25 protein-coding genes are annotated in these 23,313 nt (G+C 72.6%); 17 read left to right on the top strand and 8 right to left on the bottom strand.

Annotated elements, in window-relative coordinates; all coding sequences use genetic code 11:
* Positions 1–25: 25 nt before the first annotated feature.
* Positions 26–544 carry a DUF4240 domain-containing protein gene (locus ACFYMU_RS09105; RefSeq protein ID WP_388370333.1) on the top strand — a complete coding sequence of 173 codons (519 nt, stop codon included), beginning with the start codon at positions 26–28 and terminating at the stop codon, positions 542–544.
* A gap of 109 nt (positions 545–653) precedes the next feature.
* Here ACFYMU_RS09105 and ACFYMU_RS09100 read toward each other — a convergent pair whose 3' ends face one another.
* Positions 654–1,460: a peptidoglycan recognition protein gene (locus ACFYMU_RS09100; protein ID WP_388370167.1), complete on the bottom strand. Its 807-nt coding sequence runs from the start codon at positions 1,458–1,460 to the stop codon at positions 654–656.
* 205 nt (positions 1,461–1,665) lie between these two features.
* Between ACFYMU_RS09100 and ACFYMU_RS09095 the strand changes: the two genes are divergently transcribed.
* A complete protein-coding gene (locus tag ACFYMU_RS09095) occupies positions 1,666–2,850 on the top strand; it encodes a MarP family serine protease (protein ID WP_388370164.1) in 1,185 nt (394 codons plus the stop codon).
* 42 nt (positions 2,851–2,892) lie between these two features.
* Here ACFYMU_RS09095 and ACFYMU_RS09090 read toward each other — a convergent pair whose 3' ends face one another.
* Positions 2,893–3,381, bottom strand: a complete 489-nt coding sequence (locus ACFYMU_RS09090; RefSeq protein ID WP_388370161.1) for a GNAT family N-acetyltransferase — start codon at positions 3,379–3,381, stop codon at positions 2,893–2,895.
* Between the two features lie 70 nt (positions 3,382–3,451).
* Between ACFYMU_RS09090 and ACFYMU_RS09085 the strand changes: the two genes are divergently transcribed.
* The 3 genes from ACFYMU_RS09085 to ACFYMU_RS09075 all read left to right on the top strand — a co-directional run bounded on the left by ACFYMU_RS09085 (position 3,452) and on the right by ACFYMU_RS09075 (position 7,252).
* A complete protein-coding gene (locus ACFYMU_RS09085) occupies positions 3,452–4,354 on the top strand; it encodes a TIGR01777 family oxidoreductase (RefSeq protein WP_388370158.1) in 903 nt (300 codons plus the stop codon).
* A gap of 188 nt (positions 4,355–4,542) precedes the next feature.
* Positions 4,543–5,952, top strand: coding sequence for an NAD(P)/FAD-dependent oxidoreductase (locus ACFYMU_RS09080; protein WP_388370156.1), 1,410 nt, complete (start codon positions 4,543–4,545; stop codon positions 5,950–5,952).
* A gap of 403 nt (positions 5,953–6,355) precedes the next feature.
* Complete coding sequence (locus ACFYMU_RS09075; RefSeq protein WP_388370153.1) at positions 6,356–7,252, top strand: META domain-containing protein; 897 nt, start codon at positions 6,356–6,358, stop codon at positions 7,250–7,252.
* 566 nt (positions 7,253–7,818) lie between these two features.
* On the opposite strand, the gene ACFYMU_RS09070 is transcribed toward ACFYMU_RS09075, so the two are convergent.
* A complete protein-coding gene (locus ACFYMU_RS09070) occupies positions 7,819–9,255 on the bottom strand; it encodes a regulator (RefSeq protein WP_388370150.1) in 1,437 nt (478 codons plus the stop codon).
* Between the two features lie 298 nt (positions 9,256–9,553).
* Here ACFYMU_RS09070 and lipB point away from each other — a divergent pair, with 298 nt between their 5' ends.
* From lipB to ACFYMU_RS09050, 4 genes are all read left to right on the top strand, one after another.
* A complete protein-coding gene (gene lipB / locus ACFYMU_RS09065) occupies positions 9,554–10,351 on the top strand; it encodes a lipoyl(octanoyl) transferase LipB (protein ID WP_388370147.1) in 798 nt (265 codons plus the stop codon).
* Between the two features lie 109 nt (positions 10,352–10,460).
* Positions 10,461–11,447 (top strand): lipoyl synthase, encoded by a 987-nt coding sequence (lipA, locus tag ACFYMU_RS09060; RefSeq protein ID WP_388370144.1) that lies wholly within the window; start codon positions 10,461–10,463, stop codon positions 11,445–11,447.
* Between the two features lie 281 nt (positions 11,448–11,728).
* Complete coding sequence (locus ACFYMU_RS09055; RefSeq protein WP_388370142.1) at positions 11,729–11,926, top strand: hypothetical protein; 198 nt, start codon at positions 11,729–11,731, stop codon at positions 11,924–11,926.
* A 171-nt stretch (positions 11,927–12,097) separates the two neighbouring features.
* The gene (locus ACFYMU_RS09050; protein ID WP_388370139.1) at positions 12,098–12,796 is read left to right on the top strand and encodes a DUF4191 domain-containing protein; all 699 of its coding nucleotides are present in this window, start codon (positions 12,098–12,100) and stop codon (positions 12,794–12,796) included.
* 460 nt (positions 12,797–13,256) lie between these two features.
* Here the strand turns inward: ACFYMU_RS09050 and ACFYMU_RS09045 are convergent, their stop codons facing one another.
* Positions 13,257–13,724 (bottom strand): RDD family protein, encoded by a 468-nt coding sequence (locus tag ACFYMU_RS09045; RefSeq protein WP_388370136.1) that lies wholly within the window; start codon positions 13,722–13,724, stop codon positions 13,257–13,259.
* 198 nt (positions 13,725–13,922) lie between these two features.
* Between ACFYMU_RS09045 and glnA the strand changes: the two genes are divergently transcribed.
* Positions 13,923–15,332, top strand: coding sequence for a type I glutamate--ammonia ligase (gene glnA / locus ACFYMU_RS09040; protein ID WP_388370134.1), 1,410 nt, complete (start codon positions 13,923–13,925; stop codon positions 15,330–15,332).
* A 137-nt stretch (positions 15,333–15,469) separates the two neighbouring features.
* Here the strand turns inward: glnA and ACFYMU_RS09035 are convergent, their stop codons facing one another.
* Entirely contained in the window at positions 15,470–16,057 is a 588-nt protein-coding gene (locus ACFYMU_RS09035) for a hypothetical protein (protein WP_388370131.1), read from the bottom strand.
* A 191-nt stretch (positions 16,058–16,248) separates the two neighbouring features.
* Here ACFYMU_RS09035 and htpX point away from each other — a divergent pair, with 191 nt between their 5' ends.
* Together htpX and ACFYMU_RS09025 are read left to right on the top strand one after the other, a co-directional pair.
* Positions 16,249–17,172 (top strand): zinc metalloprotease HtpX, encoded by a 924-nt coding sequence (htpX, locus tag ACFYMU_RS09030; RefSeq protein WP_388370129.1) that lies wholly within the window; start codon positions 16,249–16,251, stop codon positions 17,170–17,172.
* A 4-nt stretch (positions 17,173–17,176) separates the two neighbouring features.
* A complete protein-coding gene (locus tag ACFYMU_RS09025; protein ID WP_388370126.1) occupies positions 17,177–17,764 on the top strand; it encodes a hypothetical protein in 588 nt (195 codons plus the stop codon).
* Positions 17,765–17,815: 51 nt separating this feature from the next.
* Here the strand turns inward: ACFYMU_RS09025 and ACFYMU_RS09020 are convergent, their stop codons facing one another.
* The 3 genes from ACFYMU_RS09020 to ACFYMU_RS09010 form a co-directional block, all read right to left on the bottom strand.
* Positions 17,816–17,980 (bottom strand): hypothetical protein, encoded by a 165-nt coding sequence (locus ACFYMU_RS09020; protein WP_388370123.1) that lies wholly within the window; start codon positions 17,978–17,980, stop codon positions 17,816–17,818.
* A 253-nt stretch (positions 17,981–18,233) separates the two neighbouring features.
* Entirely contained in the window at positions 18,234–18,734 is a 501-nt protein-coding gene (locus ACFYMU_RS09015) for a hypothetical protein (protein ID WP_388370120.1), read from the bottom strand.
* A 137-nt stretch (positions 18,735–18,871) separates the two neighbouring features.
* Positions 18,872–19,180 carry a hypothetical protein gene (locus ACFYMU_RS09010; protein WP_388370117.1) on the bottom strand — a complete coding sequence of 103 codons (309 nt, stop codon included), beginning with the start codon at positions 19,178–19,180 and terminating at the stop codon, positions 18,872–18,874.
* A gap of 279 nt (positions 19,181–19,459) precedes the next feature.
* Here ACFYMU_RS09010 and ACFYMU_RS09005 point away from each other — a divergent pair, with 279 nt between their 5' ends.
* The 5 genes from ACFYMU_RS09005 to ACFYMU_RS08985 all read left to right on the top strand — a co-directional run bounded on the left by ACFYMU_RS09005 (position 19,460) and on the right by ACFYMU_RS08985 (position 23,221).
* On the top strand, positions 19,460–19,819 hold the full coding sequence (locus ACFYMU_RS09005) for an arsenate reductase family protein (protein ID WP_388370114.1): 360 nt from the start codon (positions 19,460–19,462) through the stop codon (positions 19,817–19,819).
* Between the two features lie 143 nt (positions 19,820–19,962).
* The gene (locus ACFYMU_RS09000; protein ID WP_388370111.1) at positions 19,963–20,670 is read left to right on the top strand and encodes a hypothetical protein; all 708 of its coding nucleotides are present in this window, start codon (positions 19,963–19,965) and stop codon (positions 20,668–20,670) included.
* A 480-nt stretch (positions 20,671–21,150) separates the two neighbouring features.
* Positions 21,151–22,188 (top strand): glutamine synthetase, encoded by a 1,038-nt coding sequence (glnII, locus tag ACFYMU_RS08995; RefSeq protein ID WP_388370108.1) that lies wholly within the window; start codon positions 21,151–21,153, stop codon positions 22,186–22,188.
* Positions 22,189–22,351: 163 nt separating this feature from the next.
* The gene (locus ACFYMU_RS08990; protein WP_388370106.1) at positions 22,352–22,474 is read left to right on the top strand and encodes a hypothetical protein; all 123 of its coding nucleotides are present in this window, start codon (positions 22,352–22,354) and stop codon (positions 22,472–22,474) included.
* 114 nt (positions 22,475–22,588) lie between these two features.
* On the top strand, positions 22,589–23,221 hold the full coding sequence (locus tag ACFYMU_RS08985) for a winged helix-turn-helix domain-containing protein (RefSeq protein WP_388370103.1): 633 nt from the start codon (positions 22,589–22,591) through the stop codon (positions 23,219–23,221).
* The last annotated feature ends 92 nt before the right edge of the window (positions 23,222–23,313 follow it).

Below are 23,313 nucleotides of genomic sequence, written 5' to 3'. Positions count from 1 at the left end.
GTGCAGGGCCGATGCTGGTCCCGTGATGGACGAGACGGAGTTCTGGGAGCTGGTGGACGCGAGCCGCCGGGCCGCCGGGGGCGACCCCGACGAGCAGGCCGACCAGCTCGTCGAGCGGCTGGCGCAGCTGGACCCGGACGCGATCCTGGACTTCGCCCGGCACTTCGAGGCCCGGTACAACCGCGCCTACCGCTGGGACCTGTGGGGCGCCGCCTGGGTGCTGCTCGACGGGGCGAGCGACGACGCGTTCGACTTCTTCAGGTGCTGGCTGATCGGCCAGGGCCGGGAGGTCTTCGAGGGCGCCCTGCACGACCCCGACGCGCTCGCCGGCCTGCTCGAGGACTTCGACGAGGAGATCGACGGCGACGGCGAGGAACTCGGCTACGCGGCGGACGAGGCGTACGAGCAGCTCACCGGTACGGTGGCGCCGGACCTGGGTGTCCCGCCCGCGGCGGCGGAGCCGGAGGGCACGCCGTTCGACATGGAGGACGAGTCCCTGCTCGCCGAGCGCTACCCGAGGCTCTGGGCCCGCTTCAAGGGCTGAGACCGGCGTGCGCCCGGTCCCCGCCCGCTCCCCCGCACGGGGCCGGGCGGCGAGGTGACGTCCGGCGCGGCGCGCGGCCGCGCTGCGAGGCCCGCTCGCCCGGCAGGTGTCAGCGCCGGCCCTGCAGGTGCGCCGCCTGCTCCCTGATCTTCGGGAGGAGGGCGCTGAGCGCCGCGCCCGGGCAGTTCGTCATGAAGCCGTCGTTGTGCCCGGCGAGGGCGGGCAGCGTGGCGGCGGTGCCCGCCTGGTAGCGGCTCTTGCCGTTGCTGGAGACGAGCCGGACCCGGACGCGCGGGTCGATGTCCGCGAGGCCCAGTTTCCACGCGGCCAGGGCGGCGATCGCGTCGGTCATCGCCCGGGGCACCGGCACGCCCTTGGTGAACGTGCCGATGGCGGCGATGCCCGCGGTGCGGTGGTTGAAGCCCTGGGTGTGGGCGCCGGTGACGGCGCGGTCGATGCCGCCGGCGCGGCCCTCGTAGATCGTGCCGCAGTGGTCGACCAGGAAGTTGTAACCGATGTCGTCCCAGCGGCGGTTTCCCCGCTGCCCCGTGTACAGGGCGCGGATGATGCGGGGCGTCTCCGAGCAGCGGTAGCGGTTGGGTGAGTCGGTGTGGTGCACGAAGACCGCGACGACCTTGTCGTCGTAGCGCGGCGGCGGCTGGGACCGTGCGCCGTCGTCGGCCCAGACGTACCGCGGCACGATGCGCGGCCGGGGCGCCGGGTGCAGGACGGCGGACCGGGCCTGCGCCGGCCGCGGGGGCGGAAGCACCACCGTGCGCTCGCCGCCGGCCGGGCTCATCAGCAGGACGAGGACCGCGGCCAGTGGAGGCATGCAGCCGAGCAGCAGCAGGGCGGCGCCGGGTCGTCGTCGTAGGGCATGCGGCCTCGGTGCGCGCACTCTTGGGAAGACACGCATGGATTCACTGTCCGTCCGTTCCGTTGCATCCGCGACGTGTGGTGTGCCACCTGGTGGAACCATCGTCCCGGTCCGGCACGTTTTCCTCAGTGCTCGCCGCGCGGGCTGCCCGGCTCCTCGGGAAGCGGTTTCCGGGCGCTCCCCGCACGGCTGATCACCGGGCTCCTGCGGCGCGTACTAAGGGGTCCCAGAGAAAGGCGGCTCCGTGGACCTGCTCGACTTCCTGCTGTTGCTGGTGATCCTCGGCTACGCGGCGTCCGGCTACCGGCGCGGACTGGTGGCCGGCTGTGTCTCCCTGGCCGGGTTCGTCGGCGGTGCGGTCGTCGGCGTGTGGGTGCTGCCGTGGGTGATGGACCTGGCGACGCGGGGTACGACGGCGGCGACGGTGACGGCGGTGTTCACGGTGCTGGTCCCGGCCGTGGTGGGGCACGAGATGGCGGGACGCCTGGCGCTGAAGCTGCGCCGGGAGCTGGACCGCGGGCCGCTGCGGGTGGCCGACGGCGTCGGCGGGGCGGTAGCCAACACGGCCGCCGTGCTGATCGTGGCATGGGTGGCCGCGAGCGTCCTGGGCGCTTCCTCGTCGCCGCTGCTCACCCAGGCGATCCGGGACTCGCGGCTGCTCGGCGCCGTGCAGAGCGCGATGCCGGACGCCACCCCGGCGTGGTTCTCGCGCGCCACCTCCGCGCTCACCCAGGCGGGCTTCCCACAGGTCTTCAACCCGTTCGAGAACGAGCCCGTGGCCGGGGTCGCCAAGCCCTCGGGCGACAGCGTCACGACGAGCGCGACGAACGCGGCCAAGCTCTCCACGGTGAAGATCGAGGGCGTCGCGGGCGACCAGGGCCGGGAGGGCAGCGGCTTCGTGTACGCGGCGCGGCACGTGCTGACCAACGCCCATGTGGTGGCGGGCATCGACCGCCCGAGCGTGCGGATCGGCGGTGTGGGGCCGTCGTACCCGGCGCGCGTCGTGCTCTTCGACCCCGACCGGGACGTGGCCGTGCTGTACGTGCCCGACCTGCGCGCGCCGGTGCTGCGCTTCGACGAGTCGGCGGCGCGCGGCGACGCGGCCGTGGTGGCGGGCTATCCGGAGGACGGCGACCTGACGCTGCGGGCCGCGACGGTCGCCGGCCGGATACGGGCCACGGGCCAGAACATCTACAACTCGGCCACCGTCACCCGGGAGATCTACTCGGTCCGTTCGACGGTCCTGCCCGGCAACTCCGGGGGGCCGCTGCTGACCACCGAGGGCAGGGTCTACGGCGTGGTCTTCGCCCGCTCCACGTCGGACACGGAGACGGGGTACGTCCTGACGGCGGCCGAGGTCGCCTCCGACGCGAAGCGCGCCGCGCGCGCCACGGCGGCGGTGGACACCGGCGACCTCGTCACGTCCTGAGCGTCACCCGGGAAACGGCGGCGGGTGTCCCTCACCGGCGCGTCACAGGGGCCGCCCCATGAACACGTCGTCGACGTACTCGCCGTCGAGCAGGAACTCCTCGGGCAGGGTGCCCTCCACCACGAATCCCTCGGACTCGTACAGGGCGCGGGCCGCGGTGTTGTGGCCGAGGACGCGCAGGGTGATGCGCCGCGCCCCCCGCCGCCGCGCCTCGTCCTGCACGGCCCGCAGCAGCGCCCGGCCGACCCCCGCGCCGCGCGCCTCCTCGGCGACGGCGAGCCCCTGGATCTGGCGCACGTGGGAGTTGCACTCCAGCGATGTCGGGAGCCCCAGCCGGATGTAGCCGACGACGGCGCCGCCGAGTTCGGCCACGAGGTGGTCCCGCGGCCCGAACCGCTCGTTGAAGAAGGGCTCGTACGGCGGCCGCGGGCGGGGCTGGACGGAGTGCAGCGGAGACCAGACGGCGCGGTCGAGCCGGCCGAGCGTCTCCTCGTCGTCGAGAGTGGCGTGGCGTATGGACGGAACCGGCATGGGGTCACTGTAAGGCGATCGTCCGAGGTGCCGTCCCGTGTTTTCCGCCGGCACCGGGCAGGATGGTCCCATGGAGCGTTACCGAATCGCCGTGGCCGGCGCGTCCGGTCTCGTCGGCAGTGCCCTGGTGCGGTCGCTGGCCGCCGACGGCCACCGGGTGGTGCGTCTGGTGCGCCGCGCGGCCCGGGGCAGGGACGAGGTCTGCTGGGACCCCGAGGGGCGGTACGTGGACGCGGCCGGTCTGGCCGGGTGCGACGCCGTGGTGAACCTGGCGGGGGCCGGGATCGGTGACCACCGCTGGACGGAGGCGTACAAGAAGACGCTGCGCGACAGCCGGGTGCTCGGCACGGCCGCGCTCGCGGAGGCCGTCGCCTCCCTGCCCGAGCCGCCGCGCGTCTTCGTGAGCGGCAGCGCCATCGGCTACTACGGCGACACCGGGGACCGGGCCGTGGACGAGGAGGCGCCGCCCGGGGAGGGCTTCCTGCCGTCGTTGTGCGTGGAGTGGGAGGGGGCCGCGGTCGCCGCCCGGGAGGCGGGCGTACGGACGGTGTTCCTGCGCACCGGGCTGGTGGTCGCCCGCGGGGGCGGGGCCTGGGGGCGGCTGATCCCGCTCTTCGAGGCGGGGCTCGGGGGGCGGTTGGGCGACGGGCGGCAGTACTGGTCGTTCATCTCGCTGCACGACGAGGTGGCGGCGATCCGCCATCTCCTCGACGGGGAGGGGCTGTCCGGGCCGTTCAATCTGACGGCTCCGCGTCCGCTGACCAACCGTGAGATCACGGCGGCGATGGGGCGCGTGCTGCACCGGCCGGCGCTCTTCCCGGTGCCCGCGCCGGTGCTCCGGCTCGCGCTGGGCGAGATGGCGGGGGACGTGCTCGGCAGTGCGCGGGTGCTGCCCCGGCGGCTGCTGGAGTCCGGGTTCTCCTTCGCTTTCCCCGGGGTCGAGGAGGCGCTGCGGGCGGCGCTGGGGCGGTAGCCGGGAAGCACGGGGCCGGCCCGGGGGTCCGGTGTTCGGCCATGTGCGACCGCTGTGCGACCGTGCCCTGTCCATGCGCGACTTCCAGGGGCCGCCGAGGGACCTACGCTCGTCCCGAACTCGGGCATTCCGCAAGCCGGTTGGGGGCATGACGTCTGCACCGGCCGCACAACCTCGAGGAGGGGCACGTGCACGAGCCCGTGAATCAGGCGGACGTCGTCGTCGTGGGGGCCGGGGTCGCCGGTCTCGCGGCGGCCCACCGGCTGACCAGCGCAGGAATCACCACCGTAGTCCTGGAGGCCGCCCCCTGGGTCGGCGGCCGCATGTCGACCGAGAAGGTCGACGGCTTCCGGCTCGACCGGATCGGACAGCTCCTGACAACGCCTTTGACGGCACATCCCGAACTGCGCCGGACCCCGGGGCTCGACGCCCTGGTCCTGCGTCCCTTCGCGCCCGGCGTCCTGGTGCACAGCGAGGGGCGCCACCACCGGGCGGGCGTCCTCACCGGAGGGAGCGCAGGGGGCGCACGAAGCGCTCTGAACGCCGTACGCGCCCTTGCGAGCGCCCCCCGGGTGGCGTCCGCGCCCCGGTCGGGGAGCGGAGCGGCCCGGGTGCGCGCGGTGCGGGCACGGGCGGCGGGGGCGCGGCCCGGCATCCCGCTCGGCGGGGCCATGGACCAGGCCCGGCTCGGTGCGGCGCTGGCACGGATCTCCGCCACACCCGTGGAACGGCTGCTGATCCGGCCGGAGCTGCCCGCCGGACGCGCCCTCGCCGCCCGGGGGATCCCCGCCCGCACGGTCGACGGCTTTCTGCGGCCCCTGCTGGCCGCACTGCTGTGCGACCCGGAGCTGACCACGTCGAGCCGCTGCGCCGACCTCGCGCTGCGCGCCTTCGCCAACGGCCGGCTGTGCCTGCCGGAGGGCGGGGCGGAGGTCCTGCCGGAGCTGCTGGCGCGGGCGCTGCCGCCGGGAACCGTGCACACCGGGGTCCGTGCCACGTCGGTCTCCACCACCTCGGTCACCACCGCCGAGCACGGCGTGGTCCGCTGCCGCGCCGTTCTGCTGGCCACCGGCGCGCACACCGCGGCCGAGTTGCTGCCCGGCCTGCGCGTCCCGGACTTCCATCCCGTCACCGTCGTCCACCACGCCACGGACGAGCCGCCGTCGACCGGCGCGTCGCTGCTGCTCGACGCGGACCGGGGCGGCCCCGTGGCGCACACCGCGGTCGTCAGCCGCGTCGATCCGTCCCGTGCGCCCGCGGGCCGCACCCTGGTCTCCTCGACGGTGCTCGGCGCGCCCCCGGACGACGTCGACGGCGCGGTACGGGCCCACCTGGCACGGCTGTACGGCACCTCGACCGTGCGCTGGGAGACGCTCGCCGTGCACCACACCGCGCGGGCCGTCCCGGCGATGCGTCCGCCGCACGATCTGCGCCGGCCGGTGCGGCTGCTGGCCGGGCTGTACGTGTGCGGCGACCACCGGGACACGAGCACGGTCCAGGGCACGCTGCACTCCGGGCAGCGCGCCGCGTCCGCCCTCCTGGCCGACCTCGGCGCGGGGCCGATGCAGGTCGCGGAACCACTGCCCACCGCGGCCTGAGCGTGGCCGGGACTCATGACGCCGGTGCAGCAGGTCGTGAGTCCCGTTCGGGTTGAGGCGTCGTCGGGGCCGCCCTCCCGCCGGCCCGTGTGCAGGAGCCGGGGTCTGGGAGCCCACCGCGTCGACGACGCAAGCTGCTCGAGTACCGGCGTCACGGCACCGTCTCCGTCGTCACCGCCGTGGAGGTGGCCACCGGCCGGGTGGTTGCCGGGCGCGTCGAGCGCAACGGCTCCGCCCGCTCCGCCGCTTCCCGGCGACGGCAGAGACGGCGGCCGGACACGGGAACAGCCCCTGGCCGAGTCTCCCTGGTCAGGGGCCGCCTCGCCGCTCCGCGAGCGGAGCAGGCGACCTCGCTGTGGCCTGGCGGGGCAACCCCGAAGGGGGGTCGGAGGTCTGAGTCATCATGCGCACGTATCGGACCGGCGCCCTTCTCGGCGCCCTTCTCGGCGCCCTGCTCATCGCACTGCTCACCGTCACCGCGTGTGGTTCGCCCCGGGCGGGGAGCGGGGGGAAGCCCACGGACCGGCCCACGCCGTGGACCACGCCGAAGGGGCCGGGTGGTGACGGCGGGCTGCTCCTGGGTGCCCGCTGGCGGGTGGACTGGGTCACCGTCGACGGGCGCGACGTCGACGCACCGGCGAACGCCGGCGCGTGGGTGGAGTTCGGTTACGACAACACGGTCACGGGCGACTACGGGTGCACGCCGTTCAAGGCGCCGGCCACGGTCACCGCCACGACGCTCACCGTCGGTGCGCAGGCGTCGGGGGCGGTGCCGGACGACGGCTGCCCTGCGAAAGAAGGCGCCTTCGAGCAGCGGATGCGGAAGGTCTTCACCGGCGGCCCGCTGACGGTGGCCAAGCGCGTCGACGACCTGTCGATGACCCTGAAGAACCAGCGGGGCGACTATGTCGCGCTGCAGATGCTGTGGCCTGCGGGGCTCTTCGGAGCACCGTGGCAACTCCGGTATCTGATCGTCTCCGACGCCACCGTCGACATGACGGCCGGCAAAGAGGTCTACTTCGTCTTCCACCGGGACGGCACGGTCACGGGAAAGTCGGGCTGCAACGCCTTCAAGGGCCGGGCCGTCTTCGCGGGCGAGCACGTCACGCTGCACCCGCTCACCCGGACCACGCACCGGACCTGCCCACGGGAGATCATGTCCGAGGAGGACGACCTGCTCGGCCGGCAGCCGCGCACCTTCTCGGTCATGACCGGTGCCGGCATCAAGTTCGTGGACGAGACCCACGGCCTCGACTACTTCGGCTACCACTTCATCCGGCTGACCACTTCATCCGGCTGACCGGTTCATCCGGCTGACCGGTTCATCCGGCTGACCGGTTCATCCGGCTGACCGGTTCATCCGGCTGACCGGCGCACCGCGTCCAGGAGCCTAGATCCACAGCAGGGAGTGCCGAACGCGTACGACCGCAGGGCCGCGATGGCCACGCGTGCCTGCGCCCGGAGAGTGAACCAGTGGGCGGGCGCTGATCCGGCGGGCCGGCGCCGCCGTCGCGAGGGGAGGTGGGTTCCGCCGCGGACGCGCGAGCAGGCGGGTGCGACCGCCGGGCGGAGCGGGCGCGGCGGCGGCCGACCCGCCGCGGACGTGTGCCAGGTGCCCGGTCCCGGGACACCTCCGCTCGTGACCGGGCCGCGTTCCCGTCTCGCGCTCGCTCGGGGAAGGGCCTGGAGCGTGGTCCCGTCCGGAGTGCGGTCCACTCCTCGGCCGAGGGACGGAGCCCGGTGCGCGGACCCGCGTCCGGAGCCCGGTGCGCGGACCCGCGTCCGGAGCCCGGTGCGCGGACCCGCGTCCGGGGGGGTCCGGGCCCGTGTTCCGGCCGGTCCGGACACGGGTCCGCACGCCGGCTCTCACTGCAACGCGGCGACCTTGTCGCGGTAGCCCCGCACCGGCGCCGCGTCCTTGTACGGCTCCAGGCGGCGTTCGAAGTCGCGTACGTACTCGACCGCCCGCACCGACCGCATGTCCGCCGCCTGCCCGGCGGCCTCGGCCGCCAGCTGGCACGCCACGTCCAGCTCACCGAGGCCCAGCCGCGCCGAGGCGAGCACGACCCGGCAGAACAGCCGGCTGCGGGCGAAGCCGGGTGCCCGCAGCTGCAGCGAGCGCTCGGCGTGCTGGACCGCGGCCCGGTACTGCTGCAGGTCCCGGTGGCAGTGCCCGAACTCGTCGCTCAGCTGCGCCTCGTCGAAGAACCGCGCCCAGTACGGCACGTCGTCGCCGGGCCGGGCGGACTCCAGCGCGCGCTCGGCCCGCACGAGCGAGGCCGTGCACGCCCGTACCTCGCCGAGCACGCCGTGGCCGCGCGCCTCGACGGCGTGCAGCAGCGCCTGGACGACGGGCGGCGCCGAGGTGCCGACGCCCTGCTGCGCCACCCGCGCCAGCTGCACCGCCTCGCGCCCGTGGCCGAGGTAGACGGCCTGGCGGCTCATCGTGACCAGCACGTACGCCCCGTAGGCCCGGTCCCCGGCCGCCTGCGCGAGCCGCAGCGCCTGGACGAAGTAGCGCTGGGCGAGGCCGTGCGCGGCGATGTCGTACGACGTCCAGCCCGCGAGCCGGGTGAGGTCGGCGGCCGCCGCGAACAGGCGGCGGCCCGTCTGTTCGCCGTAGGTGCCGCGCAGCATCGGCTCGGCCTCGTGCTCCAGGTAGCGCACGAGCGCCTGGCGGGCGTGGCCGCCGCCGTAGGCGTGGTCCAGGGCCCGGAACAGCTCGCCGACCGAGCGCAGCGCGGCGACGTCGCCGCCGCTGACCCGCTGGCCGGGGCCGCGCTCGGCCTGGCCGCGCTGCCGGGGCACCGCGGGCCGGCCCTGGGCGGGGATGTGGGGCGCCGGCTCGCAGCGGCCCACCCGGTCGTCGGCCCGGCCGATCAGCCAGTCCCGGCTGGGCACGACCAGCCCGGCCGGGGTGAAGGCGATCTTGCGCAGCTCGGCGTGGCTGCCCGAGTCCTTGCGCCACAGGCCGCTGACGATGTCGACCGCCTCCTGAGGGGTGGCGGCGAACTCCAGGCCCGCGTAGACCGGCGCGCAGGCGTCGAGCCCGAGGTCCTGCGCGGTGAGCCGGCGGCCGAGCCGCCGGGTGAAGACCTCGGCGATCAGCGCGGGGGTGGTGCCGCGCGGCTGCTGCCCGCGCAGCCATCGGGTCACGGAGGTCTTGTCGTATCTGAGATCGAGCCCGTGTTCGAGGCCGAGCTGGTCGACGCGACGGGCGAGACCTGCGTTGGAGAACCCCGCTTCTGCGATGAGCGCGGCGAGCTGTCGGTTGGGGGTGCGCTGCGCGGGTCGTTCCGTCATCTGCGGTGCGGTCTCCTGACTTTCGGGCCGTGACGGGGCCTCCGGGAGGGGCGGATGCCTCCCCGGAGTCACCGCGGTGCCCGGATCGCCTGTGATCAGCCCTTATGGCCTCGTGGACGGCGCGAATGTAGCGGAGAGTGAGCAGATCGTCGCACTCTTCGGCACCCATTCATCCGATCGTGTGAGGATTGGGCGGCCGGGATGACGAACACCACCGGACGGTGCTGATCCCCGGGCTGGACGTACAGTGGCGTGGGCGTCTTTCACGCCTGACGAAGCTTCTAGGGAGGCGCTTGCCGTGAGTGAGATGCGGTTCGTCCGTATGGGGTTCGGGGCGCAGGCCGTCGAGTACCAGGCGGCCTGGGACGAGCAGCGCCGGGTGCACGCCGCCCGCTTCGCGGACGAGATCCCCGACACCTGTCTGCTCCTCGAGCACCCTCCGGTCTACACGGCGGGCCGGCGCACGGCGGACGACGAGCGCCCCCTGGACGGCACCCCCGTGATCGACGTGGACCGCGGCGGCAAGATCACCTGGCACGGCCCGGGCCAACTGGTGGGCTACCCGATCCAGAAGCTCCCGCGCCCGGTCGACGTCGTCGCCCATGTGCGCCGCCTCGAGGAGGCGCTGATCCGCACCTGCGCGGACTTCGGCCTGGAGACGACGCGGGTCGAGGGCCGCAGCGGGGTCTGGATCCTCGGCGACCCCCTGGAGCAGCGCCCATCCCTCGGCGGACTCTCCCTGGACTTCGACCCGCGCCTGCAGGACGAGGAGTTCGACCCCCGGCTGAACGGGCCGGAGTACGCGCCGTCCAACGCGGGGCAGCGGCGCGAGGACCGCAAGCTCGCGCAGATCGGCATCCGCGTGTCCAAGGGCGTCACGATGCACGGCTTCGCCCTGAACGTGAACCCCGACACCACCTGGTTCGACCGGATCATCCCCTGCGGCATCCGGGACGCCGGCGTCACGTCCGTCGCCGCCGAGCTGGGCCGTGACGTGACCGTCGAGGAGGTGCTTCCGGTGGCGGAGCGGCACCTGCGGGACGTGCTGGAGAACGCGGAGCCCAGGCCGCGGGAGGTCGAGCGGGCGACGGCGTAGCCGAGGGGGAATGCACCCCCGCCGCCCCAGGTTGCCCCAGGGGCAGGGCCGCACACTTCACGGGCGTACGCTGGTGTGCGCCGAAGAATCGAAGCTACAGGGAGCCGATGTGTCCGCAGTCGCACCCGACGGACGCAAGTTGCTGCGCCTGGAGGTCCGCAACAGCCAGACCCCCATCGAGCGCAAGCCCGAGTGGATCAAGACCCGGGCGAAAATGGGTCCCGAGTACACGAAGATGCAGAACCTCGTGAAGAGCGAGGGCCTGCACACGGTCTGCCAGGAAGCCGGCTGCCCCAACATCTACGAGTGCTGGGAGGACCGCGAGGCGACCTTCCTCATCGGCGGCGACCAGTGCACCCGCCGCTGCGACTTCTGCCAGATCGACACCGGCAGGCCCGAGGCGCTGGACCGCGACGAGCCCCGCCGCGTGGGCGAGTCGGTGGTCACCATGGACCTGAACTACGCCACGATCACCGGTGTGGCGCGGGACGACCTCGAGGACGGCGGCGCCTGGCTGTACGCGGAGACGGTCCGGCAGATCCACCGGCAGACGGCGGGCCGCGAGGGCGGGCGCACCAAGGTCGAGCTCCTCGCCCCCGACTTCAACGCGATCCCCGAGCAGCTCGAAGAGGTCTTCTCCACCCGCCCGGAGGTCTTCGCCCACAACGTCGAGACCGTCCCGCGGATCTTCAAGCGCATCCGCCCCGGCTTCCGCTACGACCGCTCCCTGAAGGTCATCACCGCCGCCCGCGACTACGGTCTGGTCACGAAGTCGAACCTCATCCTCGGCATGGGCGAGACGCGCGACGAGGTCGTCGAGGCCCTGCACCGGCTGCACGACGCGGGCTGCGAGCTGGTCACCATCACGCAGTACCTGCGTCCCTCCGTGCGCCACCACCCCGTGGAGCGGTGGGTCAAGCCCCAGGAGTTCGTGGAGCTGAAGGAGGAGGCCGAGCAGATGGGCTTCTCCGGGGTCATGTCCGGCCCGCTGGTCCGTTCCTCGTACCGCGCCGGACGGCTGTACCGGATGGCCGTCGAACAGCGCCGGTCGGCCGCTCCGCAGCAGGGTGACAACGTCGCCCCGCAGGCGGTCTGACCCGCTCGCGCGGAGCTGTCTGGCACTGCGTGCCAGGTTCCCGCGTGTGAATCCGCACACAGGCGGCCGTCGCCCGAACACGAGCGATCGACGCGGTCCCGACCGTCCCCGCAGCTAGCGGGTGCCGGCGGGGCCGCGTCGCGTCGCAGGGGCCGCGCGGCAAGGCTTCATCGGCGTTTGACCGGTCGGTCACGCCCTGGTAACACCAGAGGGTGACCCTGGTCATACGCCACGTACAGCCTGGGTCCACAGCCGCCGCCTACCCGAGGGGGACCTCCGTCATGCAGGCCGCGCCCGTTCGCGCCACCGCGATTCCTTCGTTCACCGATGCACTGCGTGCCATCGAGTCACTGCTCATGAGCGGCGGTCATCGGACCGCCCGGCGCAACGCCTGGACCTCCGTCCTGGAGGACCGCCGCCGCGCCAAGGACCGGGTGGAGGCGCAGCGCATCCTCGACGCCGCGTCCTCACGTCCGTAAGCCGCCGCCCATCCTCCGCGGAGCGACCCCACCGCTCCCTCCCCGAGCGGCCCCACCGCTCTCTCTTCCCCTGCCTCCTTCCCCTGCCTCCGTTTCCCCCTCCGGCCGGGCGCCCGCTCCCATCCGGCACTGCCGTCGTCGCCGCCCGACGGGACACGTAGACTTCGTGCCATGGCGAGGAAGGAAACCGCAGCGGACGCTGCGAACGCGGGGCGACTGAAGCAGATCGCCCTGACCTACAAGATGACCCGCAGGGCCGATCCGAAGATCGGTCTTGTACTCGCGGCTGTCGGAATCGTCACCATCGGTGTCTTCCTCGCGATCGGTTTCTTGCTCGGTCACCCCGTTTATCTCGGCATCCTCGGCTTCCTGCTCGCCTTCCTCGCGATGGCGATCGTCTTCGGACGCCGGGCCGAGCGTGCCGCCTTCGGGCAGATGGAGGGCCAGCCGGGCGCCGCCGCGGCGGTCCTGGACAACATCGGACGCGGCTGGACCACCACGCCGGCAGTGGCGATGAACCGCAGCCAGGACGTCGTGCACCGGGCGGTCGGCAAGGCCGGCATCGTGCTGGTCGCCGAGGGCAATCCGAACCGGGTGAAGAGCCTGCTGGCCGCCGAGAAGAAGAAGATGGCGCGCATCGTCGCGGACGTGCCGGTGCACGACGTGGTCGTCGGCACCGGCGAGGGCCAGGTCGAGCTGAAGAAGCTCCGCACCACCATGCTGAAGTTCCCGCGGGTGCTCACCGGCCCGCAGGTGACCGCGACCAACGACCGACTGCGGGCGATGGGCGACCTGATGAGCAACATGCCGCTGCCGAAGGGACCGCTCCCCAAGGGGATGCGGATGCCGCGGGGCGGGCGCCTGCGGTGACGCTGCCGCTGGGCTGAACCGGACATTCCGGGGCCCGGGGAGCCATGGCGGCTCCCCGGGCCCCGTGGCATGTCCGAGGGTGCGGCGGCGTTGTCCCGTGCGGGCCGGTGGGGGGTTTTCGCGCAGTTCCCCGCGCCCCTGAAGGCGGGTGCCGCCGCGTTGCCCCGTGCAGGTCGGTGGGGGGTTCGCGCAGTTCCCCGCGCCCCTGAAGGCGGGTGCCGCCGCGTTGCCCCGTGCAGGTCGGTGGGGGGTTCGCGCAGTTCCCCGCGCCCCTGAAGGCGGGTGCCGCCGCGTTGCCCCGTGCAGGTCGGTGGGGGGTTCGCGCAGTTCCCCGCGCCCCTGGAGACGGGGTGCCGCCGCGTTGTCCCGTGCGGGTCGGTGGGGGGTTTTCGCGCAGTTCCCCGCGCCCCTGGAGACGGGGTGCGGCGGCGTCCCGCGCAGTTCTCCGCGTCGCGGGGTCTCAGGTGCGGATCTCGACCGTCTTCGCCAGACGGTCGTGCAGGCCCCTGCCGTCGCGGTCCCAGATGAGGGCCGGGACCGCCAGGCACAGCAGCGCGGTGCGGACGAGGGTGCGCAGCGGCGCCACCTGCCCCGTCCCGACGCCGACCACCCGCAGGCCGAACAGGCGCTTGCCGGGTGTGAAGCCGACCGTACCGACGGTCAGGACGCCCAGCACGAAGAAGACGAGCAGGGCCCAGTTGCCCGTGGCCTGGCCGTAGCCGTCCGTGATCAGACCGTATGCGATCAAGAGGCACAGGGCCCAGTCCACGGCGAGGGCGCCGAGGCGGCGGCCGGGGCGGGCGATCGAGCCCGGCCCCTCCTCGGGCAGACCGAGCTGCTGCCCCCGGTATCCGAGGTCCGCGCCGGCCTCTTCCATGGCCGCGCGGGGACCGGAGAGCCACGATCCGATTGCTTGCCTGTTGTCCACGCGTCCACGGTACTGCGACCCTCCCGGCGGACCGGGACGCGGGGTGACTGTGACGTGCGCCGGTTAACCTGGGAGAAACAAATGGGTCACGCTTGAGAAATCCTCCGTCCCTATTGTCGGGGCCAGCGTGTGCCACCGCACTGGCCGCACGAAGAACTACCACCCCGGTCAGGAACGGTCGGGAGTAGGAGGAGCTGGATGTTCCAGAACGCCGACGAGGCCAAGAAGTTCATCGCGGACGAGGACGTCAAGTTCGTCGACGTCCGCTTCTGCGACCTGCCGGGCGTGATGCAGCACTTCACGCTGCCTGCCGAGGCGTTCGACCCGGACGACGAGCAGGCCTTCGACGGATCCTCGATCCGCGGCTTCCAGGCCATCCACGAGTCCGACATGGCGCTGCGCCCGGACCTGTCGACCGCCCGGATCGACCCCTTCCGCCGTGACAAGACGCTGAACATCAACTTCTTCATCCACGACCCGATCACCGGCGAGCAGTACAGCCGTGACCCGCGCAACGTGGCGAAGAAGGCCGAGGCCTACCTCGCCTCGACGGGCATCGCCGACACCGCGTACTTCGGCCCCGAGGCCGAGTTCTACGTCTTCGACAGCGTGCGCTTCGCGACCAGCTCGAACGAGTCCTTCTACCACATCGACTCCGAGGCGGGCGCCTGGAACACCGGTGCGCTGGAGGACAACCGCGGTTACAAGGTCCGCTACAAGGGCGGCTACTTCCCGGTCCCGCCGGTCGACCACTTCGCCGACCTGCGCGCCGAGATCTCCCTGGAGCTGGACCGGGCCGGCCTGAAGGTCGAGCGCCAGCACCACGAGGTGGGCACCGCCGGCCAGGCCGAGATCAACTACAAGTTCAACACGCTGCTCGCCGCGGCCGACGACATCCAGCTCTTCAAGTACATCGTGAAGAACGTCGCCTGGCGCAACGGCAAGACCGCGACCTTCATGCCGAAGCCGATCTTCGGTGACAACGGCTCGGGCATGCACGTCCACCAGTCCCTGTGGAGCAACGGCGACCCGCTGTTCTACGACGAGACCGGCTACGCGGGCCTGTCGGACCTGGCCCGCTACTACATCGGCGGCATCCTCAAGCACGCCCCGTCGCTGCTGGCCTTCACCAACCCGACGGTGAACTCCTACCACCGCCTGGTGCCGGGCTTCGAGGCGCCGGTCAACCTGGTGTACTCGCAGCGCAACCGCTCCGCCGCCATGCGCATCCCGATCACGGGCTCGAACGCGAAGGCCAAGCGCGTGGAGTTCCGCGCCCCGGACGCCTCCGGCAACCCGTACCTGGCCTTCTCCGCGCTGCTGCTCGCGGGCCTGGACGGCATCAAGAACAAGATCGAGCCGGCCGAGCCGATCGACAAGGACCTGTACGAGCTGGCTCCCGAGGAGCACGCGAACGTCGCGCAGGTTCCGACCTCCCTCGGTGCCGTCCTCGACTCGCTCGAGGCCGACCACGAGTTCCTCCTCCAGGGCGACGTCTTCACGTCCGACCTGATCGAGACGTGGATCGACTTCAAGCGCGCCAACGAGATCGCCCCGCTGCAGCTGCGTCCGCACCCGCACGAGTTCGAGCTCTACTTCGACGTGTGATGTCGCCCCAGGTCAGAGCGGGATGACTGCGCTCCTGGGCCGTCTGTGGGCCGTCGGCCGGCTCTCCCAGCACGGGAGAGCCGGCCGACGGCTTTTTCGGCTCCGGGCCCTGCTCGCCCTCCTCCGGCGTCCCCCTCTCACGCCGGCGCGGTGCTGCCACCCGGAGGCCTCCGGAGCCGGTGCAGACAGACGACGGAGGCGACGACGGTCCGCCGTTCGGAGGCGTCCAGGCGGGGGTCCATTTCGACGACGTACTGCTGCAACCCGATCCACGGGTCGATGGTGCTCACCGTGACCCGGCCGAGAGTCCCCGGTGCCGGTCCCCCTTCCTGACCGGTCTGTGTGAGATGCCACTCGGTGGACGGGAGACCCGGCCGGGTGAGGAGGAGTCGGCGCCCCTGCTCCGTCTCGAGGCTCAGCCGCAGGGTCTTCATGAGGCCACGGGCCGCGACGGTGCCGACCTCCCGGTCCCTGGCGTCGGTGAAGCGGAACTCCGCCGGCCCGAACTGCTCGATACGCACGACGGACTCGCCGGACGTCTTCGTGAGGACGGAGTGCGTGTCGTCGGTGTACGTGACCCAGGCGAGCGGGGTCCCCTCCACGGGGGACACGGCCAGGGCAGGGCCCACGTACCTGCGCCACCGTGAACGCTTCGGCTGCCCCACGACGACGGCTTCCAGGTCGAACAGACCGGGTTCCGCTATCGGTCTTCCTTCCCCCGCCACGGCTTCCCCCTCGACCGAGTACGTCCACTGTGCCCGAGGACCTGCCCGAGTCGGGAGGGGTCGGGAGGGGTCACTCGTCCCAGGGACTCTTTGCCTGCCTTGGGGCCGTTCGGGACCGGGCCATGGGCGGGGGCGGGAGCACAATAGGAGGGGACGAGTGCTCACTGCGGGCTACTGCGGGGTGGTGCAGGATGCGGAGCCGGTTCCGGAGCGATCGGCGGCTGACCGTACGGATGACGGTCACGCTGTTCCTGCTCGGGTTGCTGTACGTGGCGTTCGTCGCCGCGTTGATCGCGTTGCTGAAGTCCTGGGTGCTGGTCGTGGTGATCGCGGCGGCGGCACTCGGCGCGCAGTACTGGTTCTCGGACCGGATCGCGCTGTACGCCATGCATGGCCGGATCGTGGAGCCGGAGGAGTATCCGCAGCTGCACGGCGTGGTCGACCGGCTGTGCGCCGTGGCCGACATGCCCAAGCCGCTCGTCGCCGTCTCGGACATGGAGATGCCGAACGCGTTCGCGACCGGCCGCAACCCCGATCACGCCGTGGTGTGCGTGACCACCGGTCTGCTGCGGCGGCTGGAGCCCGAGGAACTGGAGGGCGTCCTCGCGCACGAGCTGTCGCACGTGGCGCACAAGGACGTCGCCGTGATCACGGTGGCGTCGTTCCTCGGAGTCATCGCCGGGCTGGTCGTCCGGTTCGCGTTCTACTCGGAGCTCTTCGGCGGACGGGGACGCAAGGACCAGAACACCGTCGCCGTCCTCGGCGCCGTGATGGGCGTCTCCGCGGTCGTCTACGCGATCAGCTTCCTGCTGATCCGGGCCCTGTCCCGGTACCGGGAGCTGGCCGCCGACCGTGCCGCGGCGCAGCTCACCGGACGGCCCTCGGCTCTGGCCTCCGCGCTGACCAAGCTCACCGGGGACATCGCCCGCATCCCGACGAGGGACCTGCGCACGGCCCAGGCGTTCAACGCCTTCTACATCACCCCGGCGTTCGGCGCCGACCCCGGCATCGCCCGCCTCTTCTCCACTCACCCGACCCTGGAGCAGCGGCTCGACCAGCTCGCACGGATCTCGACGGAGCTGGGCGAGGCGGCGACGCCGGGAAAGGCGGGCTGAGGGGATGGGACTGCTGGACATCCTGCTCGGCCGTACGAAGCCGGTGGCGCCCGATCTCGACCGGCTCTTCGCCCTGCCGTCGGCGGCCGTCACGCTGGAGGCCGGCGCCGGGTTCACCCCGACCGGGACCGGCGCGGTCTGCTTCGCCACCGTCGAGGGCGGCGCGTTCACCCAGGCGCACCGCGAGGTGCAGGCGCTCCTGGACGCCGACACGGACCGCACGGGCGGGCCCGTGGAGCTCCAGCGGGACCAGTACGGCTACTCGTGGCTGGTGTCGCGACGGGCGCCCGACCAGCTGATCGACCTGGTCAACGATCTGCACGCGGTGAACAGCGCGATGGAGGCGAACGGTTTCGGTCCCCAGTTGCTGTGCTCGGTGGCGGGCTTCCGGGACGAGGGCGGGCGGCGGCTCACCCTGGTGTATCTGTACAAGCGCGGCACGTTCTACCCGATGTGCCCGCTGCCTGGCCGGCAGAAGCGCGACAACGCCCTGGAGCTCCAGCTGGCCACCTTGCTCAAGAACGATCTGCGGATCGAGGAAGACCTCTCGCGCTGGTTCCCCGTATGGGGTGCGCCGGGGACGGAGGACTGAGCGGCCGGTTTCCGACCCGGGCGCCCCCCGTCCTTCCAGACGCCCCGGTCTTCAGCGGCGGCCGAACCGCGACCAGAACCCGCCGGAGTTCCTCTGCTCCGCGCTGCACTGGCAGCGCTGGGACGCCGGCACGCCCGCCAGGACCTGGTCGACGTGCTGGCCGCAGCCGGAGTAGGTGTACTTGCCGCAGGTGCGGCACACAGTGCGCTGGCACATGGCACATTGCCCTTTCGTGAGGTGTGTCCCTTACGGAACGCCAGAATACCCCCCTGGGTATATAAAAAAATACCCCCTGGGGTATCTCACACTCTGTGCCGCGCGGTGCCCCTCAGCGGGCCGTCGGCCGGGGATGCGCGGGGCCCGGGCGCGGACGCGGGGCGGGCGGTCCGGTGGGACGCGGGCCCGACCGGGACGAGCGCGGACGCCGAGGCCGCGGGCCCGGCCACGGCGTGCGGGAGCCGGCCACCGGTCAGTACCGGACCGCTCGGGCGACGTCGACGGTGACGTGGCCGGAGAGCTTGCGGTGGCTGAGTGCGGTGGCGTTCTTCGACGCGCCGGCGGCGACGTCGTCGACCATCACCACGACCGTGTCGAGGAGATTGCCCCCGCTGTCGCGGAAGTCGGCCTGGACGGCGTAGGTCCGGGTCTGCTTGGTCGGGTTGGTGACCGTGAGCTCGGCGGCGCTCCGCCCCTCGGCGTCGGAGGACGTCGTACCGGTCCTGACGTCTCCCCCGGCGTCCGTGCCGCCCTTGATCTCGTCGAACCGGCGGCCGGCCTCGGCGGTCGCGGAGGCCAGCGCGCTCGCCGCCTGAGAGGCGAGGGAGGCAGCGGCGGAGGCGGCGGCGGAGGCCGCCCGGGAGGTGTTCCCGGAGGGGGTGCCGCCGTTCCCGGAGCAGCCGCAGAGCACGGCCGCCGCCGCGACGACCGCCCCGACGCCCAGCGCCGTGTCCCGCCTGCCGTGCCGTGCCATCGCGTCTCCCGTCGTCCCTCGATGGCTCCAGTGAAGGCCGGGCCGGGGCGGGAGCGCATGCCGGATACGGCGCTTCGGGTGACGGGAGACCGAGGACGCCGGATGCCCCGGAGCGGCGGGGCACCCGGCGGTGCGGCTCAGCGGCTGTACCGCATGAACGCCCGCACCATGTGGCACGTCGTGTCCGACGGCGGATGGACCCCGATCAGCTCCGCCGTGCTCCGTATCGTCTCGTTGCGCGCCTGGTTCGGCATGTACACCCCGGAGTCGAGCAGGGCGATCGCGAGACGCATCGCCTTGAGGCGCCGGTTGTGCGTGACGTACCAGTCGCGCGGCCGCCCCGGCGGGAGCGGCCGTTTCTGCATCGGCGCGAACGGCAGTTCCATCGGGACCGCTCGGCGGGCGGTGGACTGGGTGGGCTTCGGCTTGGTTGCGGCAGCGGGCACAGGCATCCTCCTGTCGCGGTCAGGGAGAGGTCCGGACGTCCCGTCAACTCCCTCGAACACTGCCTCCATTCTACTGCCGGGCACTGACATCGAGGGAGTCCGAAGGGCCGTCAAAGTCCCAGGTCAGCAACGAAATTGGCGCAGCGTCACCAGCGGTGGGACAGGAGGGGCACACGACGGCAACAAATCGAACAACACCGGCGGCCGCGTCCGGGCCGCAGAAGACCCCGGCAGGGTGTGAGCGGTGGCCCGCGACACGTGTCGACTACCGTGACGGGCATGGAGATCTGGATCAACCCGGCCTGTTCGAAGTGCCGCAGCGCGATCGGTCTGCTCGACGCCGAGGGGGCCGAGTACACCGTGCGCCGCTATCTGGAGGAGGTGCCGAGCGAGGACGAGATCCGCGAAGTGCTGACGCGGCTCGGACTCGAACCGTGGGACATCACCCGCACCCAGGAGGCCGTCGCCGAGGAACTCGGCATGCAGGACTGGGCGCGGGACGACGCGAGCCGTGAGCGCTGGGTGCGTGCGCTCGCCGAGCATCCCCGGCTGATCCAGCGGCCGATCATCACCGCCGACGACGGTACGGCCGTCGTCGCCCGTACGGACGAGGCGGTACGGGACGCCCTGGGGCGCTGAGCCGCGATCCGCACCTCCCGTGTGACGCACGTTACGCCGTCGGCTCCCGGGACCGGTGAGCGCCATCGTTCGGTATCTCGTACCTAGCGGCGTACGCATTTCGTCCGGCCGTCCGGGAGGGCGGCCGGGGACAGGAGGCGCGCATGTCGCGTAGGAGAACCCTCAGTCCCAAGAAGAAGCTCGCGCTGCTGCTCAGCGCCGTCGCCGTGGCCGGGGGCGGGGCCTTCGCCCTCGCCGCCACCTCGAACGCGGCCGATGTGCAGAACGCGTCCGACTCGACGGTCTGCCTGGGACTGGCCACCGCGCTGGGGAACAACGAGTCGTTCATCGCCGCGCAGAAGGCCGAACCGGACGCCCAGTCGGCGGCACGGATCGCCAACCGCGAGGCGGTCGTCGCCGAGATCAAGCGCAAGCAGGAGGCGTCCGGCTGTCAGGTCGGGGAGTCGATACAGCCGGGCGGATCGGCGCAGGGCGGCGGTACGCAGGGCGGCGGTACGCAGGCCGGGGGGTCGGCTCAGGACCCCCAGGGCTCGCAGGCCGCCTCCCCCGCCCCCGCGACGACGGCACCGGCCGGCAATGCGGGCAACGCCGGCGACGCCACCGGTCAGCAGGTCTGCAAGGGCTCGACCGTGACGCTCTCCGGCGAGGGCGGCGCCCCGGCCGCGTCCAGCGACCAGTTCCCGTCGGGGACGAAGCTGAAGGTCACCAACCTGGACAACAACAAGTCCACGACGGTCACCGTCACCTCGGTCTCCGGCAGTTGTGTACTGCTCAACAACGCGGCCTTCGAGCAGGTCCGGGAGCCCGGCAAGTTCCTGATCCGGCGAGCTGTGATCGAGAAGGTGGGGTGACGTCGGCGGCTCAGGGGTGATGCTGCTCGCGGTCGCGAGCAGCATCACCGGTGTGTGCGCCCGAGCGCAGCGCGGCGGCGCTCGGGCGCGCCCTCATGCCCGCCGTGCGGCCGCCGCGGCACCGCGACGGCGCCGCGAGCGGCACGGCCCGCGGGGTGTTCCCCTCGCATACGAGCCTTCGCGCCGCGCAGCGCTCCCGCCCCGTCCGCCGGGCGCCCGGCGCCGGCCCCGGGCGCTCGTCGCCGGCGCGGACATTCCCCCTCTCATCGGCCGGGACGCCCACGAGCGGGCGGAGTTCCCGCCTCACCGCGCGAGGTGAGACGCACCAGCAGCAGGTAACACGGGGTTCACAGACGGGCAATGGCCGGGAAATCGCCTGTTGACAGGCTGCCCGGCAGCACCTGGCGCCCACTGCCGCAGCGCCGCGCACCCGCAACGACCTCGACCGCGCGTCGAGACCCACCCCGAAGGATGTGGCCCGTGACCTTCAAGGCTGAGTACATCTGGATCGACGGCACCGAGCCGACGGCCAAGCTCCGTTCCAAGACGAAGATCCTGGGGGACTCCTTCAAGACGGCCAAGGGCGACGAGCTGCCGATCTGGGGCTTCGACGGGTCCTCCACGAACCAGGCCGAGGGCCACTCCTCGGACTGCGTGCTCAAGCCGGTCTTCTCCTGTCCCGACCCGATCCGCGGCGGAGACGACGTCCTGGTGCTGTGCGAGGTCCTCGACACGGACATGGCCGCGCACCCGTCCAACACCCGTGCCGCGCTGGCGGAGGTCGCCGGGAAGTTCGCCGCGCAGGAGCCGATCTTCGGCATCGAGCAGGAGTACACCTTCTTCGACGGGTCGCGCCCGCTCGGCTTCCCCGAAGGCGGCTTCCCCGCCCCGCAGGGCGGCTACTACTGCGGCGTCGGCGCCGACGAGATCTTCGGCCGCGAGGTCGTCGAGGCCCATCTGGAGAACTGCCTGAAGGCGGGCCTCGGCATCTCCGGCATCAACGCCGAGGTCATGCCCGGCCAGTGGGAGTTCCAGGTCGGTCCGCTGGCCCCGCTCGAGGTCGCCGACCAGCTGTGGATCGCCCGCTGGCTGCTGTACCGCACCGCCGAGGACTTCGGTGTCTCCGCCACCCTCGACCCGAAGCCGGTCAAGGGCGACTGGAACGGCGCGGGCGCGCACACCAACTTCTCCACCAAGGCGATGCGCGAGGGCTACGACGCGATCATCACCGCCTGCGAGGCGCTCGGCGAGGGCTCCAAGCCGCTGGACCACGTCAAGAACTACGGTGCCGGCATCGACGACCGCCTCACCGGCCTGCACGAGACCGCCCCGTGGAACGAGTACTCGTACGGCGTCTCCAACCGCGGTGCCTCGGTCCGCATCCCGTGGCAGGTCGAGAAGGACGGCAAGGGCTACATCGAGGACCGCCGCCCGAACGCCAACGTCGACCCGTACGTGGTGACCCGTCTGCTCGTCGACACCTGCTGCACGGCGCTGGAGAAGGCCGGCCAGGTCTGATCCACCCGGCTCCGTCAGGGGGCGTCCACCCGTGGGGTGGGCGCCCCCTGACGCTGTCGGCCCGAGCGGATGCCGGCCGCGGGCCGGAACCCGCGGGCCCGGGAGGCGTCCGAGCGGTGGAACAGGCCCCCTGCACGGCCCGGGAGTCTGCTTCAATGGGGTCATGACCGGCCTCCAGAAGCACCACGCGACGGGTCGCCACGACCTCGAGCCCTTCTGGCCTTCCCGTCAGCACCACGACTTCGACCGTGAGTGTCGCCGCGCGCAGCACGCGCGGGCCCTCTGAAGCCGTCCACCGGCCTTCGGCCACGCGCACGACGTACGTCCCCGACGCCCCGACGGCGAAGACCGCGGGCGTCGGCCTTCCCGACGACCTCTCGCGCGAAAGAGCTGACCTCTCATGGCGACCACTCGTCACCTTCCGACCGCCACCCCCACCGCCCCCACCGCCCCGCAGGGCTCCGCACGCCACCGGCTGCGGGCCGTCCACGGGGACGAGGGCCGGGCGCTCCCCCGCCCGGCCGCCGATGCACGCCCGCACGACGTCGTCGCGGAGCTGCTGCCGCCCGGCGCCACCTGGTTCCCGGCTCCCCAGGAGGCCCTGCCCAGCCTGCCGGGCCGGCCCCCGATGATCGGTTATCTGGTGCTCGTACCGGCCGACCGGCAGCCGGCGTTCCCGCCCCACGCGACGGCGGACCGTCCCGACGGCCCGGCCGCCGACGGGCCCGCGGACCACGGCGGCGCGCTCGTCCGCGTCGACCCCGTGGGGCGCACCGCCGAGGTGGGCGGCCGGCCGCTCGACCTCACGTATCTGGAGTTCGAGCTGCTCGCCCATCTGGTCGCGCACCCGCACCGGGTGCACACCCGGGACCATCTGGTGACCACCGTGTGGGGCTACGGACATGTGGGCGACGGGCGGACCGTCGACGTGCACATCGCCCGGCTGCGGCGCAAGCTGGGCGCCGAGCACCGTGCGGCGATCCAGACCGTGCGGCGCGTGGGCTACAAGTACGTCCCGCCGACCGGCCGCTGAGCCGCACCGGGCCGCACCGGGCCGCACCGGGCCGCACCGGGCCGCACCGGGCCGCGGATCTCCTGTGAGCAGATCCGGGTTCCGCCCCGCCG

This window comes from Streptomyces sp. NPDC007264, from assembly GCF_042869095.1.
Taxonomy (GTDB): domain Bacteria; phylum Actinomycetota; class Actinomycetes; order Streptomycetales; family Streptomycetaceae; genus Streptomyces.
The sequence above is the reverse complement of the archived record's forward strand: the minus strand, read 5'-3'. Positions and strand labels throughout refer to the sequence as shown.

Bases quoted from the DNA above. Each gene is read 5' to 3' on its own strand.
- ACFYMU_RS09050 (WP_388370139.1), top strand. From the start codon at position 12,098: ATGGCGAGGAAGGAAACCGCAGCGGACGCTGCGAACGCGGGGCGACTG.
- ACFYMU_RS09000 (WP_388370111.1), top strand. From the start codon at position 19,963: ATGTCGCGTAGGAGAACCCTCAGTCCCAAGAAGAAGCTCGCGCTGCTG.
- ACFYMU_RS08985 (WP_388370103.1), top strand. From the start codon at position 22,589: ATGGCGACCACTCGTCACCTTCCGACCGCCACCCCCACCGCCCCCACC.
- ACFYMU_RS09085 (WP_388370158.1), top strand. From the start codon at position 3,452: ATGGAGCGTTACCGAATCGCCGTGGCCGGCGCGTCCGGTCTCGTCGGC.
- ACFYMU_RS09100 (WP_388370167.1), bottom strand. From the start codon at position 1,460: ATGCGTGTCTTCCCAAGAGTGCGCGCACCGAGGCCGCATGCCCTACGA.
- glnA (WP_388370134.1), top strand. From the start codon at position 13,923: ATGTTCCAGAACGCCGACGAGGCCAAGAAGTTCATCGCGGACGAGGAC.
- ACFYMU_RS09075 (WP_388370153.1), top strand. From the start codon at position 6,356: ATGCGCACGTATCGGACCGGCGCCCTTCTCGGCGCCCTTCTCGGCGCC.
- ACFYMU_RS09090 (WP_388370161.1), bottom strand. From the start codon at position 3,381: ATGCCGGTTCCGTCCATACGCCACGCCACTCTCGACGACGAGGAGACG.
- htpX (WP_388370129.1), top strand. From the start codon at position 16,249: ATGCGGAGCCGGTTCCGGAGCGATCGGCGGCTGACCGTACGGATGACG.
- ACFYMU_RS08990 (WP_388370106.1), top strand. From the start codon at position 22,352: ATGACCGGCCTCCAGAAGCACCACGCGACGGGTCGCCACGACCTCGAG.
- ACFYMU_RS09020 (WP_388370123.1), bottom strand. From the start codon at position 17,980: ATGTGCCAGCGCACTGTGTGCCGCACCTGCGGCAAGTACACCTACTCC.
- ACFYMU_RS09070 (WP_388370150.1), bottom strand. From the start codon at position 9,255: ATGACGGAACGACCCGCGCAGCGCACCCCCAACCGACAGCTCGCCGCG.
- ACFYMU_RS09015 (WP_388370120.1), bottom strand. From the start codon at position 18,734: ATGGCACGGCACGGCAGGCGGGACACGGCGCTGGGCGTCGGGGCGGTC.
- ACFYMU_RS09005 (WP_388370114.1), top strand. From the start codon at position 19,460: ATGGAGATCTGGATCAACCCGGCCTGTTCGAAGTGCCGCAGCGCGATC.
- ACFYMU_RS09105 (WP_388370333.1), top strand. From the start codon at position 26: ATGGACGAGACGGAGTTCTGGGAGCTGGTGGACGCGAGCCGCCGGGCC.
- ACFYMU_RS09055 (WP_388370142.1), top strand. From the start codon at position 11,729: ATGCAGGCCGCGCCCGTTCGCGCCACCGCGATTCCTTCGTTCACCGAT.
- ACFYMU_RS09025 (WP_388370126.1), top strand. From the start codon at position 17,177: ATGGGACTGCTGGACATCCTGCTCGGCCGTACGAAGCCGGTGGCGCCC.